This is a genomic window from Aquella oligotrophica (assembly GCF_002892535.1).
Taxonomy (GTDB): Bacteria; Pseudomonadota; Gammaproteobacteria; order Burkholderiales; family UBA11063; genus Aquella; species Aquella oligotrophica.
On sequence record NZ_CP024847.1, the window covers coordinates 760,483 to 779,229 of the forward strand.

Consider the following 18,747-nt stretch of genomic DNA (forward strand, 5'->3'; position numbering starts at 1 on the left):
ATTTAATCCTACAATTTAAACCGTGATTTGATTAAAACACTGCTCAATAAACTGAATGAAAGCCTGAGCCTTCTTATTATGTTCGCTACTATTTGACATTAAGTAGTAATTCACTATACCAAAGTGGTATTCAGGTAATACTTGAATGAGCTTGCTATGTTTATAATGTTCTTCAAGACAAACTGCAATTGCATGATGAGCTTTTGCTACTTCAATTGTTTGATAGCAGCTATTCAATAACATTTTGCTTTTGGCAACAAATGGTGCAGCTTCATCACCCTCTATATTGTAAGCAATCGTGCTTGATGGTAAATCATTATTTTTAAGAATAATGTGATGCTTAGATAGGTCATCAAGTGATTTAACTTTGCCATACTTCTTAATGTACTTATCTGAGCAGCAGGCGATTAATTTTGCCGAATAAAGTTTGCGGACTTTTTGGGTTGGTCGCTCTGGTAGATGTGAAATTATCGCGATATCATAGTCGCTTCTTAGCATATCGAAATCGGTATTTATATAATCAACATCTAATTCAAGCTCCGGGTTATCCTGCATGAATTTACCTAGGTATGGGTTAATTATTTCAATTGATATCGTTATTGGTAATGCAACTCTTAGTCTGCCCGAAATACTATTTTCTTTCTGTTTTAGGTATTCAATAACATTTTCGATATAGTGCGCGTGATCCTTAAATTTATGAAATAGAGTAGTTCCTGCATCAGTGAGTGAGAAATTATGGGTATCTCTTTTTAGTAGTGATACTCCTAGTGCCTCTTCAAGGTTTTTTATTCGCCGACTAATTGTTGGTTGTGGAATTTTTAAGATTGTAGCGGCGGTACTATATGAACCGCATTTTACTAATTGGGCAAATAATATTATGTCATCATACATGAACAACTTCTCATTTCTTAGTCTTTTTGGCTTTTATATTGTAAATATTGGGGGAATTACTGCGGAATATCGGTTTCCTGTTTAAGTAGCTGTCGATGGCGGGTTATTACATTATAGGGGAAATTATGTTTGATAAGGTGCCCAAGTTTTTCTGTTAAATATACAGAACGATGCTTTCCACCTGTACAGCCAATCGATATTGTCAAGTAGTTACGATTATCCCTACTAAATTCATCAAACCAGCGGCTTAACATTTTATATATATCGCCAAGCATATTTTGAACTGAAGATTCTTTATCGAGAAACTCAATTATTGGCATTTGTGTTCCGTTAAAATCACGAATATTTCTATCATAATGAGGGTTTGGTAAACAACGGACATCAAATACGAAGTCAGAATCAATCGGAAGATGGTATTTAAAGCCAAAAGATTGGATAATTATATTTAATTGATTAAAATCTGCTTCAACAAACTCTTTTACCAGTTTGCGTAAATCATTGGCTGATAAATGGCTGGTATCTATCCTATGAGATATCATTGCAATTTCAGCCAGTAAATCGCGCTCTAGCTCTATACTTTCTTCAATGGTGCGTGTTGCTGTAGTAAGCGGGTGTTTGCGGCGTGTTTCTGAGAAACGAGTTAGTAAAGATGTATTATTGGCATCGAGATAGATTAAGCGGGTATCAATTCCATTATCGCGTAATGTTTTGATTGATTCTGGTAGTCTATCTAGTAAAGGGCTAGTTTTTATATCAACCCCGACAGCAATCTGATTATAGCCATATTGCTGATAGATTTGTGCCAGTTGCTCCAGCATGGAGAGTGGCAGGTTATCAATACAGTAATACCCACTATCCTCAAGAATTCTTAATGCTGTTGATTTTCCTGCTCCAGATAAACCACTAACGAGAATAATTTGCATCTATTGGTTATCCTGTTCAATCATTTTACTCTGTTCTTCAATGAAGAAATTATGGGAATCATAGCCTATTTCTCTTGAAGTTGCATACTTGACAATTAATTCAACCAAAACAGGTAGATTTCGATTAGCACCAATTGGGAGTTTATAAAGTGGTATCTTTACGCCAAGAACATCAACTTCACTAATTAGTTGCATTAATCGGTCTTTATTTACAATATCGAGCATACTGTTATCAACAAGCTCAATTACTAGTGCAAGTCTTTGTTGCTGGCAAAGCGCCTGCATTCCGTAAAAACGTCCAATGTCAACAAAACCGATACCTCGAATTTCCATAAAGCCGATGCCAAATGATTGCGGTGCAGAAAGGATAATTTCCTGATTTATCAATTGCCCCGAAACAAGATCATCGCAAATCAGCCGATGACCGCGATCAATTAATTCTAGCCCCAGCTCACTTTTCCCAACTCCACTTTTGCCGATAATTACTACGCCTTGATTAAAGATTTCAAATGCAATTCCATGGTGAGCGATAGAGTCCTGAGTTGATTTCCATTCCCGCTTGTTTGGGCTTGTATGGTTTGATTCAGCAAATAAATCATTTTGATAGGTATTACTCTGGTCGTTGACCATTCCAGAGGCTCTCCAAATCATAGTATGCTCTTACTTGTGGTAACATTATATGTACAACCAAATCTCCACTATCTACTAATACCCATTCACCACCTTGTTCTCCCTCTACACCAACTATTTCAATCTGGTTTTTTTTGAATTCTTCGGTAACGTTATTGGCTAGTGCTTTAACTTGACGATTTGAATTTCCGGTACAGACTATCATTCTGCTAAATAATGGTGATAGTTCCTCTGTATCAAGAACAACTATGTTTTCGCCTTTTACATCCTCTAATGCGTTTACTGCTATCTTGGCAATTTCTTCTATACTTATCATTATCTTCCTTCATTAAGGGTTAATTTATTATTTTAGCACATCTCTAGCTAAGCAGTCATAAGTTCGTAGATTACCATTCTTCTATTATCAATAAATATTAAGTTTAAAATGTTTTTATACCCACGCAAAAGTGTGGTTGTAATAAATACCATGATGAATTATTATCTGGTTCTTAATGGTAATTAATTCAGTTGTTGGAGAATAAAGTGTTAAGTAAAAGTGAGATCAAACAATATCAAGAATCAGGTTTTGTTATTAAAGAGGTTTTATCAGACTTAGAGCTTGAGTATTATAAAGATCAGATTAATAACTCACATTTGGCAAAACTGGTAAAAGTATCAAATAAGATGATAAATGCTCAATTTTTACAACCAAGGAATGCTATTCTTGGGTTACAACAGATTATTTGTAACAAAAAAATACATAATGTTTGCACAGATTTACTGAGTGGCGGAACAGCTGTTCTTGATGGCGCATCGGTTTTATGTGGTAGGGTAGGGGTGGATTATCGTCAGGGATGGCATCGTGATATTCTGCCGATTCCATATCGACAAATAAATACTGGATGGTTTACTAGAAATCACTTTCATAATAATGTGCAAGCTAGCATAGCTCTATTGCCAGACTCTTGTTTATGGCTAGTGAAGGGGAGTCATAAACGAAACTTTACTAAAACTGAAGCAGAAGCTTTTGCGGGTTCTTTAAAAATTGCGCCCATCTCTGACACTGACTTGCCAGACTCTCTGCAAATAAGGCTTAAGCCGGGTGAAGCAGTATTTTACAATAACTATACTATTCATCGTAATTATACCGAGGCTTTAGCTGCGGAGCGCATGACAATCCAGCTGGGCTATCATTCGGATTTATTTGCGCCAACTGCACATTTTGGTGTTATTAATTATCATGAATTTACTGATGACTATTTGAAATCATTATTTCCGGGTGTAAGAAAGCAACTAATGAAACATATTGTTGAACGAAATAAATATCCGGAATCTGAACAGCATCATCAGCAATATCAGGATTTTATTATGCATGCATTCCGGGTTTAATGCCTTGAGAGATATACTTAATCAGATTTAATATTCATTGTCAAGTATAAATATTACCTGATTTTAATTCGATACTGATGATTTAAATCTAAGTTCCATTTTAAATGAATTACCCCAAGCTAGCCTTGGGGTAATTCATGATTATATTACTGACAGCTTTCGCAATCAGGATTGTCAATGGAACAGAATTTGGCATCAGTAGCTGGAGCTGCTGTATCCACATTTACCCGAGAACTAAACTGACCAGCACTACCATCGGCAGAAACAGCATTTAATTCACCACCACGTCCTGTTGACTTCTCGGCTGAAGTTGCACCAAGAGTACGTAGATAATAAGTGGTTTTAAGCCCACGAATCCATGCTAAACGATACAATTCATCAAGTTTGCGTCCTGATGCTTGCGCCACATATAAATTCAATGACTGCGCCTGATCAATCCATTTTTGACGACGGCTAGCTGCTTCAACAAGCCAGCTTGGGTCCATCTCAAAAGCAGTTGCATAAAGCTCACGTAAATCAGCAGGAATCCGCTCAATCCGTGCCAAAGAGCCATCAAAATATTTGATATCCGATAGCATAACTTCATCCCATAAACTACGTTGTTTCAAATCACGAACCAAATATTCATTTACCACGGTAAATTCACCAGATAGATTTGATTTAACAAAAATGTTCTGATAAGTAGGTTCAATACATGCTGAAACCCCAATAATATTTGAGATCGTAGCAGTTGGTGCAATCGCCAGACAATTTGAATTACGCATTCCCTGCTCTTGAATTTTTTGACGTAAAGCATCCCAATCAAGAGTTGCTGAAGTATCAACTTCAATATACTGACTGCCACGCGCATCGGCCAATAATTTTAATGAATCAAGAGGCAAAATACCTTTTGACCAAAGGCTACCCTCATAGCTAGAATAACGTCCCCGTTCAACCGCAAGATCAGTTGATGCCATATATGCATAATAAGCAATTGCTTCCATCGATTTATCGGCAAAATCCACTGCTTCATTCGATGAATATGGAATCCGTAACATATGTAAGGCATCCTGAAAGCCCATAAAGCCAAGCCCAACTGGACGATGTTTAAGATTTGAATTACGCGCCTTAACTACCGGATAGAAATTAATATCAATCACATTATCTAGCATACGCATTGCTGTAGCAATAGTACGTTTTAACTTATCTAGATCAAGACCTTTATCGGTTAGATGATTAACTAAATTTACTGAACCAAGATTACAAACAGCAATCTCATTGGCATTAGTATTTAGGGTAATCTCAGTACATAAATTCGAACTATGGACTACACCAGTATGTTGTTGTGGCGAACGAATATTACATGGATCTTTAAAAGTAACCCATGGATGCCCAGTTTCAAAAAGCATAGTTAGCATTTTTCGCCATAACTGTAATGCTGGGATTTTTTTGTAAACACGTAATTTGCCTTCAGCTCCTAGCTGTTCATATTTTAGGTAAGCTTCTTCAAATTCTTTACCATATTTATCATGTAAATCAGCTACTTCATTTGGTGAAAATAATGACCACTCGCCCTGTTCATGTACCCGTTTCATGAATAAATCAGGAATCCAGTTTGCAGTATTGATATCATGACAACGACGACGATCATCACCGGTATTTTTACGTAAATCCATAAATTCTTCGATATCAGCATGCCAGCTTTCCAGATATACACAAGCAGCACCTTTACGTTTTCCACCCTGATTTACGGCAACACAAGTATCATTGACTACTTTCAAGAATGGTATAACACCCTGCGATTTACCATTGGTACCCTTGATATGCGCACCAAGAGAGCGAATTGGCGTCCAGTCATTTCCCAAACCGCCTGCAAACTTAGATAACTGGGCGTTTTCTTTGATTGCATCATAAATACCAATCAAATCATCAGATACGGTACTTAAATAGCAGCTAGATAATTGCGAATGTAGCGTACCAGAATTAAATAATGTTGGAGTTGATGACATAAAATCAAAGCTTGATAATAATTTGTAAAATTCTATCGCCCGTTTTTCACGCTCAACTTCATTAATTGCAAGCCCCATCGCTACGCGCATAAAGAAAATTTGTGGTAATTCGATCCTACGTCCACGAATATGAATAAAATAACGATCATAAAGCGTTTGTAAGCCAAGATATTTAAACTGATAGTCACGTTTAGCTTCAAGAGCCGCAGCTAGTACTGATAAATCAAATTCAGCAAGACGCGGGTCAAGTAACTCTGCTTCAATCCCTTTTTTTACATACTCAGGAAAATAGCTGCGATATACCTCGGTCATTTCAAGCTGACTTACTTCACGTCCGATTACTTCGTGACGGATTGAATGGAGTAATAATCTAGCTGTTACAAAATTATAGGCTGGCTCATTTTCAATCAATTGGCGCGCAGCAAGAATTACTGATTTAAATACCTCATCTTCACTGACACCATCATAAAGGTTTTTTAACGCTTCATCAAGGATGATTTTTGAATTTACTTCGAGAAGCCCTTCACATGCCGCCTGAATCACACCATAAATGTATTTTATATTTAGCTCTTTGCTTGAACCATCTTTATAGTTTACATTGATTTTTTGTTCTGGCTGTTTTACACCCTCAAGTTCACGCTCATGACGGCGCTCTTCACGATAAAGAATATATGAACGGGCAACTTCATGTTCGCCACTACGCATTAATGCCAGCTCTACTTGGTCCTGTATCTCTTCAAGGTGAATGCCACCACCAGCAGGTTTTCTGCTTTGCAGGGCATGGACTACCATATTGGTCAATTGAGATACTTGATCGCGAACACCAACCGACGACATACTATTGTGACCGTGGACGCCAATATAGGCTTTGGTAATCGCAACAGCAATCCGGCTGGCATCAAATGGCACAACTTCACCATTACGCCGAACTACATGATATAAAGAGTAATCTCCAAATGGAGCAAGATTGTGCCCAATTTTGGATGCAAAAGAATTAGCCTCGCTGCCTAACTGCATAACAATATCCTTATTATTATCAAATCACTATGGTTGTATTGTTTTTATCTATAAAACACTATTGGTAGTGGTTATATGCTGGATTATAACCTAGATATAGTACATGATGGCAAATAAAACATAGTAAAAAAGGTAAATTTTTGGGTTGACAAATAGCAAATTATTGTGGGCATTGGCTTAATCAAATTTGTTGCAAAATGAAAATTTTTAGAGAATTATTTTTTCCAATAAGAAGATAGTTTATCAATAATTATGGTTTATATAGTACCAGAGGTATAACTTATTTCTATATGACCCGAATCGTAAGGGTTTATGTATAATATGAATTTATTTAAAAAGCTGAGATTTGTATAAATTATTTTTTCCAGCTTTTTATCACATTTTCCATAAATCGGATAAATTCCCGTTCTGCCGGATTGCTAGCAGAGCCACACCGAATTAGATAAAGACTTAAATCAGAAAAGCTGTATTCGGGTAGTACTTCAATCATCCTTCCGGCTACAACTTCCTCATTGACGAACTCGGGAATTCCTAGCGAGATATAATGTCCTGCCTGAGTAACCAGATTACCAAAAATAGTATCGCGAATGTATAGTGCGCCAGGGAAAGCAATAAGCTGCTCTTCGGTTGTTAGGTCTTCATGCTTTGCCATATAATATTCAACAGGAGTCCCGGCATCAGCAAAATGTTTCAATAAATGATGTTCTTTCAATTCTTCAAGTGTTTGTGGCTTACCATAAGTTTTAATATAGTCTTCCGAACAATATAGCTTAAGTTTGGTTTTAAAAATTACTTTCACTCTGGCTATTTCTGAATTAGGCAGCATCGGGCTAATTACTAAGTCAAATTTATCGCGAATTAAATCCACTGATTTATTGATAATACGGACAATTACTTTAACTTGTGGATGTTTATAAGTAAACTCATGGATATGCGGTAGTAAAACCTTATGCATAAATGCAGAAAAGATTGCAATATTGAGGGTGCCCTTTAGCTCTCGCTTGTTTGATAAGATACTAGATAGATCATTCTGTAGTATCTTTCCTAAGCCTTCGAATTTGGCATATAATTCGTTCCCAGCCTGACTTAGGGTAAATCCACGAGAATTTCTGATTAATAGTTGCTGTTGAGTAGCTTCTTCTAAAGATTGAATCCGTCTAGAAATGGTTGCCTGAGTGGTATTTAGAGCAACGGCAGCTTTATTGAATGAGCCAGCTTTGACTACATCAACAAAAAATAACACATCATCACAGCTAATCATTATCTAAATCCTTACAATCATCAGCAAATAAGCTGAGAATAAAATCAACTACTTCCTGTTCCAGCTGGTTTATTAAATGTGGATTACGAATCAAATATAGATGACTTTTGCCAAACTCCCATTTTGGTAAAACTTCTATCAGATTGCCACGCTCGATTTCGTGTTTTGCGAAATAATCCGGTGCAAGTACAATTACCTGATTGGAAAGCGCCATTGATAAACTCTGAGATCCATTACTTAATAAAAATTGTGGCTGATAATTAATGACGGTTTGTTCACCCGTATTCAAATTGTGTGCTGCAAAATTATTAACCACTCGGTTATCTATTGTCTGCACAACCCAATTATGGTTCATAAGCTCATCTATATCTTGTGGTAAACCAAATTGTTGGCAGTACGCAGGTGTGGCATAGAGCTTGGTAGCTATGCGACTTAAAATGCTTACTTTATGATCAGTTGAAGCCGGTTCACGCCGACTTATCGCTAAATCAAGCCCGTCTTTTAATAGATTAATTGAAGTAGCCATATAGCTTATAATTAGTCTTGATTCAGGGAAGCGATCTTTAAACCAGCTAATTAATGATGGTAGAATCAATTCAGCAACTGAATGCGGTAAAGCTAGCCTGAGAGTGTCTCGAATTTTATCTTTGTTTTGCATAAAGCTGTTAATTTCATTGATAAAATTCCGCTTATGAATCACAAAGTGATCATATATTTTTTGACCATCAGTAGTTAAGTCGAAGTGGTGTGCGTGTGCTTTAAATAGTTTTATATTTAATTCTGCTTCAAGTTTCTGAATACTTCTAGTTACAGTGGAATTTGAAATATCTAGGCTTTGGGCTGTTTCCTTTATACTTTTCGTCTCGGCAAGCTTTACAAACAGAAAAATTTCATCAAACATAGTATCTTCTTACTGGATTATTGACAATAAGGGTTTGGTACTCTATTATACCGTTTATCAACGTTAGGTTATTCGAAAATAGTTAAATACAAGTAAAATTCAATTAATTGATTCTGTAATACTGGATTCATATATTGGTTTAAAAGGAGAACCTCCTATCATTGTATTTGTCCCAACATACTTTTCCTGATTAGACATAGGTTTTGATGGTTGGGTAGTGATTATTTGATTAGGGCATAGCCATTGAACTCCAAAGTTTGACTCTTTAGCAGACCTAAAAAACTCTTCCGGCATTGAGTAGCATTTTTTCTTGTCTAAAGTAATGCAATATACCTTCTGATTAAAAAAATACTCTTCCGAAAGATAGCGACTACCATTACTAGCAATATTTTTGATAATGATCACTTGTACCTTACCGTTTGAGTTCTCAAGAACTACTTGCTTTCCAGAGGACTCCCCAACTATACCATTTTCAATATCCACATCTTTATTATCATAGCTATAAGTATAATCATGCATTTTTATTGGCTTTTTAGCTCTTATTACTTTATATAAAATGGGTGCAGAGGAGCAATTATGATTCTTAATCATAAAAATTTCTGTAGCAAAAATTGGAAAAATCAACATTAGTAGTATAAACAATAATTTGTTTTTCTTTCTATTCATTATGAATTACCTTTTTTGAATTGTTTTTTTGGTAGATCTGAATTGCTACTACTTTTGTTGCATGCAACTAATGAAGAAATTAGTGTAACTAAAATCAGCGGGTATTTTAATTTCATTCTCTAATCTTATATTTTAGAAATGATTTCTATTTTCCATGACGTTATATTAGCAATTCACACGCACAAATAAATACAGCCATCTATGCAATCTAGCTATACGTTTTTGTGGCATTTTAAGATGTTGATTTATCTAGCGGTTGTTAAGTATAGATGGGTGATAAGTAGTGTGAATCTTGAAAGTATATAGAGTTAATACAAAAATTATAAAATTAACTCGCTATTAACATAACTATCTGCTCGGTAATAATCAAAGCAGCGCTCTATAAAATCAATAAATGCTGATTGTAGTGCTGTTGTTTCAAGCGATTGTCTAATCAGGTAGCATGGTATCTCACCAAATGAATATTCGGGTAGAATTTTTATAATTTCACCTGATTTCATGTATGGATCAAGAAGTGAATCCCAGCCAGCAACGATGATTTCACCAGATTGGGCAATCTCATATGCATGTAAAAGATTATTTATGCTTAATCTTGGGTTTAAGCTAATTTGCTGTTCTTCATGAGTAATTCTATTTTTAGCGATGACTTCCTTGATAATAGTACCTTCCGGAGTCAGGATTCCCATTTTTAATATATGGTTGTTACCAAGTTCGGCAAGTGAGTTGATATTTCCATATTTGTTTATATAAGCACTACTTGCATATAGATGTATGTTGAAGCGGTGAAGAAGCTTGACAATATTATTCTGTGCTTTAGGTAGCACAATGCTAACCGCAAGATCAAAACCGTCCTTTACTAGCTCTATCTGACCTGTGATAAACGATGTAACCAGATTTACTTTGGGATAAGCGGCGAGAAATTTCGCTAGGTGTGGAGTTATTATTGTTCTCGAAATAGCAATTGGTAAAGCAACTCTTAGCGTGCCAGATATTCCATGAGACGAGTGGACTGTCTCTTCAATCAAGGAGCTCAGATGTGCTTCTTGATTGCGGAATTTCTCATAAATTTGTTTGCCAATATCAGTCACTTCCAGTCTGCGCGTATTTCTGTGAAAAAGCGACACTCCGAGATTTGTTTCAAGACTCTGAATCCGCCGACTGATTGTTGCCTGAGTCGTGTCCAGCTTACGTGATAATCCGCTAAATGAGCCAATCTCAACAAGTTTGACAAACATAAAAATATCATCATACATAGCTAAACCAATATCAATAGTTAATTGTGGTTAAATTATAATTGGCAAACTATAGCTGTGTCAATTATTTATCAGAATAAAGCTTATCTTAATTTTGGCAAATATGATCTTATGACTTAAAAATTAAGGTTAGTACGCGAAATTTAAGCTGATTGACTAATACTGTACTATACTAGTGGTCTGAAGTAACAGATAAGGATTTGAGGATTCTGGTTCATGGACAATACTATATTATTGATCGACGGTTCATCTTTTATTTTTCGCGCGTTTTATGCAGTTAAAAACCTGACTGCTCCATCAGGGATTCCTACTAATGCGACTTATGGCATAATCAATATGCTAAAGCAAATGGAGAAAAAATATACTACAGCTCATTGGGTATGTGTTTTTGATGCCAAAGGCAAAACTTTTCGTGATGATATTTATCCAGAGTATAAAGCAACTCGCCGTGAGACGCCGCCGGAATTGGTGCTTCAGATTCCATATATTCATGATATTATTGACAAGCTGGGAATACCTGTTATTGTAGAAGAGGGTGTAGAAGCTGATGATGTGATTGCAACAATAGCTAAGAAATATGCGCGTGAAGGACATGATATTCTAATTGCGACTGGTGACAAAGATTTTGCTCAGGTAGTTGATGATAAAATAACTCTGGTAAATACCATGACGGGAGAAATACTTGACATAGCTGGTGTTGAAGCAAAGTTTGGAGTAAGACCAGATCAGATAATTGATTATCTGTCATTGATTGGTGATACAGTAGATAATGTACCGGGAGTTCATAAGTGTGGACCGAAAACGGCACAGAAATGGCTTAATGAATTTGGTTCTATCGATGCCCTTATTGCCAACAAAGATAAACTAACCGGTGCTGTGGGAGATAATTTTAGAAGCGCAATTGATTGGTTACCAACCGCAAAACGCTTAATTACCATTGATGATCAGGTTAATGTCAAGCATGTTGATATTAATAGTCTTATTAACCTTACGCGAAAAGAACCGCGACATCATGAACTCGTTCCAATTTTCCGCGAGTTAAATTTTAGAACTTGGCTCAAAGAAAGTGAGTTTGCATTAAACAATAATCCACAGAGTGGAACTATAGCTAATGAAGCTAACGAGGACTTATTAACTAAGCAAGAGTTTAAGGCAAAGCCTTTGCATGTTGTTAATAAACCAGATGATATTAGCAAACTTATCCAGAAGATTATAAATAGCAATAAATTAACTAGTTATAGCCTGATTACTTCTGATTATACAGATATTCTGTCACCGCTGATGGCAATGGTAATTACCGATGATGATAATATTTATCTAATTGAATTAGCTACAGAGCATAATCAAAATAATGAATTATTTTTATCTGAGACTACTGACCTTAGTTCATTGGTTATTGCTTATTTTCAAGCAAATTGTCCTAAAATATGTATAAATCTTAAAAATAATCTGAAGACTTTATCCAAATATCTTGATGTCATTAATGGTATTGAAGGCGACATTGCGCTAGCTAGCTATATTCGTGAATCACAACAAAATCAGTCATTAACAGCGATACTTGAGCGCTACGGTCAAACACAGGGAAGTATTGATGGCTTTGAAACTGTTTGTGGTAAAGGTGCCAAACGTCTTTTATGGCATGAGCTTGATTCTACGCAAAAAAATCATTTGGCTAAATCGCTGAATGAAGAATTATTATCGGCATATTCTGCAATTATTAAGGAGATGGATAGTAAAGAGCTAAATTTGTACCAAAATATAGAATTACCGTTGAGTATTGTTCTTGATAAAATTGAGAAGGCGGGTATGAAAATTGATTTGACGGCTTTTCAATTATTAAAAGGTGAATTACAGCAAAAAATCCGTTTACTTGAAGAGGCTGTTTTTCAAGAAGCGGGATGTGTTTTCAATCTTAATTCACCAAAGCAGCTACAGGATATACTTTTTAATCAATTAAAATTACCTACCGATGGTATCAAAAGTAATACAACTGGTTATTCTACCGATGAGGAATCTTTAAGTATCTTGGCTGATCAAGGGATTGGAATCGCAAATCTGATACTTGAATTTCGGACACTAAGTAAACTACTAAATACCTATGTTGATAAATTACCTTTGGCAGCTGATAATCAGGAGCGGCTTCACACTACACTGGAACAGACTGTTGTTGCTTCAGGAAGGTTATCTTCAAAAGATCCTAATTTGCAAAATATCCCAGTACGTACTGAATATGGACAAAAAATCCGTAAGTGCTTTATTGCTGAAGCTGGGCATCAGTTGGTTTGTGCCGATTATTCCCAGATTGAATTACGAATTTTGGCGCATATTAGTGATGATGCAAATTTGATTGATGCCTTTAATAAACGCTATGATATTCATCTGGCAACTGCGAGTCAAATTTTTCATAAACCGCAGGCAGAAGTTACCCGGGATGAAAGAAGCTATGCTAAATCAATTAATTTTGGCTTAATTTATGGCAAATCAGTATTTGGTTTGGCAAAAGAATTAAAAATTGAGCGAAGCGCTGCCAAACTTTATATCGATAACTATTTTGCCAAATATCCACAAGTAAAAGATTTTATGGATAGGATAAAAAAAGATGCCCATCGTGATGGTTATGTTTCGACGATTTATGGGCGAAAAATTTATCTGGCAAATATAAATAGTAGTAATAAAATCCTGAGTCAGGCGGAAGAGCGGTTGGCATTAAATGCACCGATGCAGGGTAGTGCGGCGGATATAATAAAAATTGCGATGCTAAATGTTGATAAATGGCTGCGGGATAATCAATTACAATCAAAAATGATTATGCAGGTTCATGATGAATTGATTTTGCAAGTTCCAAATAATGAAGTATCATTGATATTAGAAAATTTAGCAAACCTTATGATTGAAGGTATCAAACTTAATGTGCCTCTTGAAGTTGATGTTAAAGCTGCAGGCAACTGGTCGGCAGCTCATTAATATAGAATAAAAAAAATTATTGTGCATTGCAAAAAAATCCTAACGGTGTTATAATTGTTTCCTAAATGTAAATATCTATATGAAATAGCTTGTTACATTTAGGTGTGAGTTTTATTTGGCTAACCAAGTCCAATCGTTGGGCAAGTTAGGTTCAAATAAAAGTATAACAATTAATATCTGGAGGACATTATGTCATTTATAAAACAATTACTAAATAGTAAAATAATATCATCGTTTATTTCAACAAAAACTGATGAGCATAAATTTAGAAAAACCTTTGCTCAATTATGGAAAGATTATTGTCATGCTAGACAGCTATCTGTGGATGCATATTGCTGGGGGACACCAACTAAGAGATAATTAATTGCATAAATCTTCATCTTTTTCAGTTTTCCCTTTATCTAAATAGATAGAATATTACGGAAAGTTTAAAAAAATGAATGGATATGCAGAATAGTTAAAAAAAGGAAGCTTGATTGCTTCCTTTTTTGTTTAGTTACAGGAGTAAGGTGACCACGCATCACTCCAGTAAAGACCTGTACTAGGAGCGTATGCCCATGCTCCACCAACACTGTTACACCAACCAGCTATATTACATTTATAGAGTTTACCATCAGTTCCGGTGATTACAGTATTTGAAGTATAGCTTCCCCTACCTGCTGGATATGTTCCGGTACTATTGATACAGTTGGTGCCACCTCCGCTATTACCACCTCCTGATGTTGCGCCAATTGTAGTTTGGGTTACTGCCCCAAAATCAGTATTCAAACTGCTGGCAAGATTATTGATTGATTTATCTAATAAATCAAAAAATTTAACTTTATCTGCCGCCACACCAATATTCAAGAAACCATTAAGGCTTAACCCTAGGCTTGATAAGGCATTTTCATATGCGGTTTTGGCTATATTTTTGTCTACATATACATATTGATTAGAACTATTCACATATGCCAATGTTCCCATTGCATTTTGGAAAATATATTCAACATCAAGTAGGCTAAATCTTAAAACATTATTGCCTGTAATTGCTGCCGAATTATAGTTTTTTTGATTATGCATCTGATCCAAGTAAATCCGGATTTGACGTGGATATATGATAAATGTACTACCTGCAGCTTCTGATGTTCCAAATTGACTGCGATATTGTGTATCTGATAGTGTATAATCAGCCATCAGATTAATTTGAGTATTTTCAGGGCTCTTACTATACATGCCAGCACATACTCGATAATAGTCTTTAAGAATAGTTGAATAAGTACCTGCATTATAGGCCGCATTTAATAACATATCATAAATATTGTATTTATATTGAGATGCCTGTGATGAAGACAAGTTATTCATGCAGCTTGTATAGTACTGATATTGCGGACCCCATGTGTCGGCATTGTTCATCTTCATCCGGTTCATATCATTTAAATGGAAATAAGCTGCTGCCATTGGACCAAAATATTTATCATCCAGTGAGTCTGGTCCTCTGCTTGTTGTTTGGGTTCCATTATCCTGTGCGTCTACCGTAAAGCCCAAACCTTTTTGTAGTGCGACGAAATTAATTAGCCCTATTCCAGCACTAGTTTCAAGGCGTTTAGAATAGTCATTAATTTGGTATGGTCCACCCTGTCCAGCAGCAAGCAACTGATTACGTGTTCCACTATCAGGACTAATCCAGTTTGAATTGTTTTTATAGTTTGAGGTACTGATATTTTCTTGAAGTAATTGCCCCCATAATGAGCCATAGATGTAATCACGATTAAATTGTAAGTTTGGTTCTTTTTTATGTATCAAATGCCCCAATAATGCACCTGCTACATAGTTTGAAATGATTAGATCCGTGTAGTTGGCTGATAGTGCCATTGTTTCTACATTACCAGACCCATATGGTAAATTCAGATGATAGTAGAGAGTTCCTGAAGCCGTACTTAATGGCGAAAATGCAATGTGTGCAGGTAATCCTGCTGTTGCTGGGCTTGGTGTTGGAGTAGGGCTAGGAGTTGGTACCGGTGTAGGAGTGGGTGTTGGTACTGGGGTTGGACTTGGTGTAGGGGTGGGTGTTGGAGTGGGCGTAGGTGTTGAACTACAATTATCAACCTTTGTCCATGGTTGTCCACTTCCTGCCACTCCATTATTTTGGTCAGGACGTTGTCCTTGTGTCCACCAGTTATTTCTATATTGAATGTTATTATATACAACTTTTGTATTTGGCGCTGAATAAGCTGTGCCACTATTCCAAGTTGGGATACCTGTACATGAGACAATCTTAAGCCCAGAAGCATTCCCACTACCAATTGTATTGGCATTTGTTCCAGTATTACAGCCCGCTATGGTAATTATCCCTGCGGCAAGCAATAGGCATTGTAGTTTATTAGTTTTCATTTTATTTCCCTCGTTTAGTTATGACATTAAAACAGCAATTTAGTTTATATGCTGTGAATTATTTATTATATTTATGAAGATATTCTAACAAATCATTTTTAAAAAACATAGTTATAAAAATGTATAACATTTATACAAAAACCATGAAATGTTTATGAGCTATCTTAATTTGTAAATAGCCTATTTAGTTAGTATTTTGTTTTGATTGGATTTTTAGTTGGATTGGTATTGTTTGTGTTAATTATTTTATAACATATTGGTGTGATTTTATATATTTTGTGAAAATCATATTATTCTATGCATGAGTAAATTTAGATTGATTTAAAAGAAGAGTATACACTAATGCTGACTTAATTGATCATTGTTTAAAAAATCGACACTTATTAAGCTGATCGGGTTGATCTAAAAGGGTTTTGGCGTTGCCATTATCTTGACTGTTTATATGTTAAAATAACGAGAACTTTATCCTTAGCTCTACTTATGGAGTAGCAATGAAAAAACTTATAATCACCAGTATGCTCGGGTTTATTTATCCGGCACTCGCATGCACAACTTTTGCAAGCTTTAATGGCGAAAATGACAGCATCGTAATGGCAAAAAATCGTGATAATCGCCCAGATCGACAGATTATCCAAGTAGTGGCAGAAAAAGATAAATTCAAATACCTTGCTTTATCTAGGCAGGATTATCCAAATTTTGTCTCGGCTGGGATCAATGAAAAGAATCTGGCAGTTTTTAATGAAGTAACCGTCGAGTACTCAGATAAAGCAGTTGGGGCTATAGATGATGACTTTAGTAAAGATATTCTTCAGAATTATGCCACAGCTAAAGCTGTCATTCCCGATATTGCGAAGCTGGTAGCCAAATATCCTGACCCAGTTTTTTATCAGGTAGCGGATAATAAACAGATTTTGTCGATAGAAGTAGCCCCAGATCATAAATTTACCTACAAGCTAACCGATAAGGGAACATTTACCCATACGAATAATTATCAGGATGGCAGCTTGATCAAAGATTATCCATATACCGCGTCGGAGAAAGTGCGCTTGCAAGATAGTCAGATGCGTCTTTTTCGAACAAAAATGCTGGTTGGTAGCAAATCTGGAATGACTCTTGATGATATGCAAATAATCGCACTAGATCATAATAAAGGTGCAAATAATAGCATCTATCGTACAGGTGAGGGTAATGATCCAAGAAGTGTAAGAAGTCTGGCTTTTTTTGGAGTTGAAATCCCGAAAACTAAAGGAGAGGCAGCCCAGTTTAGTGCTAATTTATACAATATGGGTGAGCGTTATCGTTTTACACTCGATGATAGGTTTTGGTCGCAATATAAGGGGCAATACACCATACTTAGCCCAAATATTAAAAATAAATAAGGTTTAATCAAATAAATGAAAAAAATATTAATTTTATATACTGGTGGTACTATTGGTATGGACTATACCGATGATGGATTAAAGCCAGTTAATGGCTTATTCAAATCACAGATTGATACCCTAGACCCAGTAAGTAATATCAAGGTTGATCTGATCGAGTATGAACAGTTGATTGATTCCTCAGATGTCAGGTTGGAACACTGGCAAAGAATGATTGCAGATATTTCTAGCAATTATGAAAAATACGATGGTTTTATCGTTATTCATGGAACTGATACCATGGCATATACTGCTAGTGTGCTCGCTTTTGCCTTACGAGGGCTAGATAAACCAGTGGTATTGACTGGATCTCAATTGCCATTGGTACATAGACGAAGTGATGGCTGGAATAATTTGATTGATGCCGTATTTGCTGCTTGTCGCGATGATCTAAACGAGGTGGCGATTGCATTTAATCATAAGCTACTTCGTGGTTGTCGGGCACAAAAGGTAAGTACTTATCGATTTTTCGGTTTTGATTCGGTGGATGAAGAGCCATTAGCAGAGTTTGGTATTCATATCAACTGGTTTACTCGCCGTTGGCTAAAAGCTACCCGGTTTAGCTTTGCCCCGGTGATGCCAAAAGCTGCCAAGATACTTGATTTAAGTATGCGTCCGGGATTTACAACCGATTTCATTGCCGATACCTTAATGAATACCGAGCTAGATGCGGTTGTTTTACAGACTTATGGTAGTGGCAATATTCCGATTCATAATCAGAAGTTAGTGACTGCGCTAAAAGAAGCTGTAGCTCGGGGCGTGATAATTGTAAATATTACGCAAGTGATCGAAGGGCGTGTTTCTAATGATTATGCCAGTAGTTGCTTGCATGATCTGGGGATTGTTAGTGGCTGTGACATGACAATTGAAGCTGCATTAGCGAAGTTACTGGTATTATTATCAAGTAATATGAGTAAAGAAAGTATAAAAGTTGCTTTGAGTGAAAATCTTGTTGGGGAACTTACAGAGAATTAGGAAGGTTGAAATGGCGCCTCAAGTAGGATTCGAACCTACGACCTGCGGATTAACAGTCCGTCGCTCTAACCGACTGAGCTATTGAGGCGTTGTTTCAATTTGAGAACATGATTATATGTTCA

At 36.1% G+C, this 18,747-nt stretch carries 14 protein-coding genes and 1 tRNA gene; 4 read left to right on the plus strand and 11 right to left on the minus strand.

Annotation, left to right across the window (positions count from 1 at the left end; translation table 11 throughout):
- Positions 1-15 precede the first annotated feature (15 nt).
- From CUN60_RS03495 to rsfS, 4 genes are read right to left on the minus strand one after another with little or no spacing between them, the layout of a single operon-like run.
- Positions 16-891 carry a LysR family transcriptional regulator gene (locus tag CUN60_RS03495; RefSeq protein WP_102950699.1) on the minus strand — a complete coding sequence of 292 codons (876 nt, stop codon included), beginning with the start codon at positions 889-891 and terminating at the stop codon, positions 16-18.
- Positions 892-947: 56 nt separating this feature from the next.
- Entirely contained in the window at positions 948-1,814 is an 867-nt protein-coding gene (gene rapZ, locus CUN60_RS03500; RefSeq protein WP_102950700.1) for an RNase adapter RapZ, read from the minus strand.
- Positions 1,815-2,465, minus strand: a complete 651-nt coding sequence (locus CUN60_RS03505) for a hypothetical protein (RefSeq protein WP_102950701.1) — start codon at positions 2,463-2,465, stop codon at positions 1,815-1,817. It abuts the gene before it with no gap.
- Positions 2,425-2,760: a ribosome silencing factor gene (gene rsfS, locus CUN60_RS03510; RefSeq protein ID WP_222593293.1), complete on the minus strand. Its 336-nt coding sequence runs from the start codon at positions 2,758-2,760 to the stop codon at positions 2,425-2,427. Before rsfS ends, CUN60_RS03505 begins: the two co-directional genes overlap by 41 nt.
- 206 nt (positions 2,761-2,966) lie before the next feature.
- Between rsfS and CUN60_RS03515 the strand changes: the two genes are divergently transcribed.
- Positions 2,967-3,812, plus strand: coding sequence for a phytanoyl-CoA dioxygenase family protein (locus tag CUN60_RS03515; protein ID WP_102950702.1), 846 nt, complete (start codon positions 2,967-2,969; stop codon positions 3,810-3,812).
- Positions 3,813-3,958: 146 nt separating this feature from the next.
- On the opposite strand, the gene CUN60_RS03520 is transcribed toward CUN60_RS03515, so the two are convergent.
- The 5 genes from CUN60_RS03520 to CUN60_RS03540 form a co-directional block, all read right to left on the minus strand.
- Positions 3,959-6,817: a ribonucleoside-diphosphate reductase subunit alpha gene (locus CUN60_RS03520; RefSeq protein WP_102950703.1), complete on the minus strand. Its 2,859-nt coding sequence runs from the start codon at positions 6,815-6,817 to the stop codon at positions 3,959-3,961.
- Between the two features lie 355 nt (positions 6,818-7,172).
- Positions 7,173-8,078: a LysR family transcriptional regulator gene (locus tag CUN60_RS03525; RefSeq protein WP_102950704.1), complete on the minus strand. Its 906-nt coding sequence runs from the start codon at positions 8,076-8,078 to the stop codon at positions 7,173-7,175.
- Positions 8,071-8,979: a LysR family transcriptional regulator gene (locus CUN60_RS03530; RefSeq protein WP_102950705.1), complete on the minus strand. Its 909-nt coding sequence runs from the start codon at positions 8,977-8,979 to the stop codon at positions 8,071-8,073. Before CUN60_RS03530 ends, CUN60_RS03525 begins: the two co-directional genes overlap by 8 nt.
- Before the next feature lie 99 nt (positions 8,980-9,078).
- Entirely contained in the window at positions 9,079-9,645 is a 567-nt protein-coding gene (locus CUN60_RS03535) for a hypothetical protein (protein ID WP_102950706.1), read from the minus strand.
- Positions 9,646-9,965: 320 nt separating this feature from the next.
- Positions 9,966-10,898 (minus strand): LysR family transcriptional regulator, encoded by a 933-nt coding sequence (locus CUN60_RS03540; protein ID WP_102950707.1) that lies wholly within the window; start codon positions 10,896-10,898, stop codon positions 9,966-9,968.
- A 216-nt stretch (positions 10,899-11,114) separates the two neighbouring features.
- Here CUN60_RS03540 and polA point away from each other — a divergent pair, with 216 nt between their 5' ends.
- Positions 11,115-13,862, plus strand: a complete 2,748-nt coding sequence (gene polA, locus CUN60_RS03545) for a DNA polymerase I (RefSeq protein ID WP_102950708.1) — start codon at positions 11,115-11,117, stop codon at positions 13,860-13,862.
- 492 nt (positions 13,863-14,354) lie between these two features.
- On the opposite strand, the gene CUN60_RS03550 is transcribed toward polA, so the two are convergent.
- Positions 14,355-16,232 carry a hypothetical protein gene (locus CUN60_RS03550; RefSeq protein WP_102950709.1) on the minus strand — a complete coding sequence of 626 codons (1,878 nt, stop codon included), beginning with the start codon at positions 16,230-16,232 and terminating at the stop codon, positions 14,355-14,357.
- A gap of 491 nt (positions 16,233-16,723) precedes the next feature.
- Between CUN60_RS03550 and CUN60_RS03555 the strand changes: the two genes are divergently transcribed.
- Together CUN60_RS03555 and CUN60_RS03560 are read left to right on the plus strand one after the other, a co-directional pair.
- Positions 16,724-17,611 carry a C45 family peptidase gene (locus CUN60_RS03555; RefSeq protein WP_102950710.1) on the plus strand — a complete coding sequence of 296 codons (888 nt, stop codon included), beginning with the start codon at positions 16,724-16,726 and terminating at the stop codon, positions 17,609-17,611.
- A 15-nt stretch (positions 17,612-17,626) separates the two neighbouring features.
- On the plus strand, positions 17,627-18,625 hold the full coding sequence (locus CUN60_RS03560) for an asparaginase (protein ID WP_102950711.1): 999 nt from the start codon (positions 17,627-17,629) through the stop codon (positions 18,623-18,625).
- Between the two features lie 11 nt (positions 18,626-18,636).
- Here the strand turns inward: CUN60_RS03560 and CUN60_RS03565 are convergent.
- Positions 18,637-18,713: transfer RNA gene (locus CUN60_RS03565), tRNA-Asn, on the minus strand.
- Positions 18,714-18,747 lie beyond the last annotated feature (34 nt).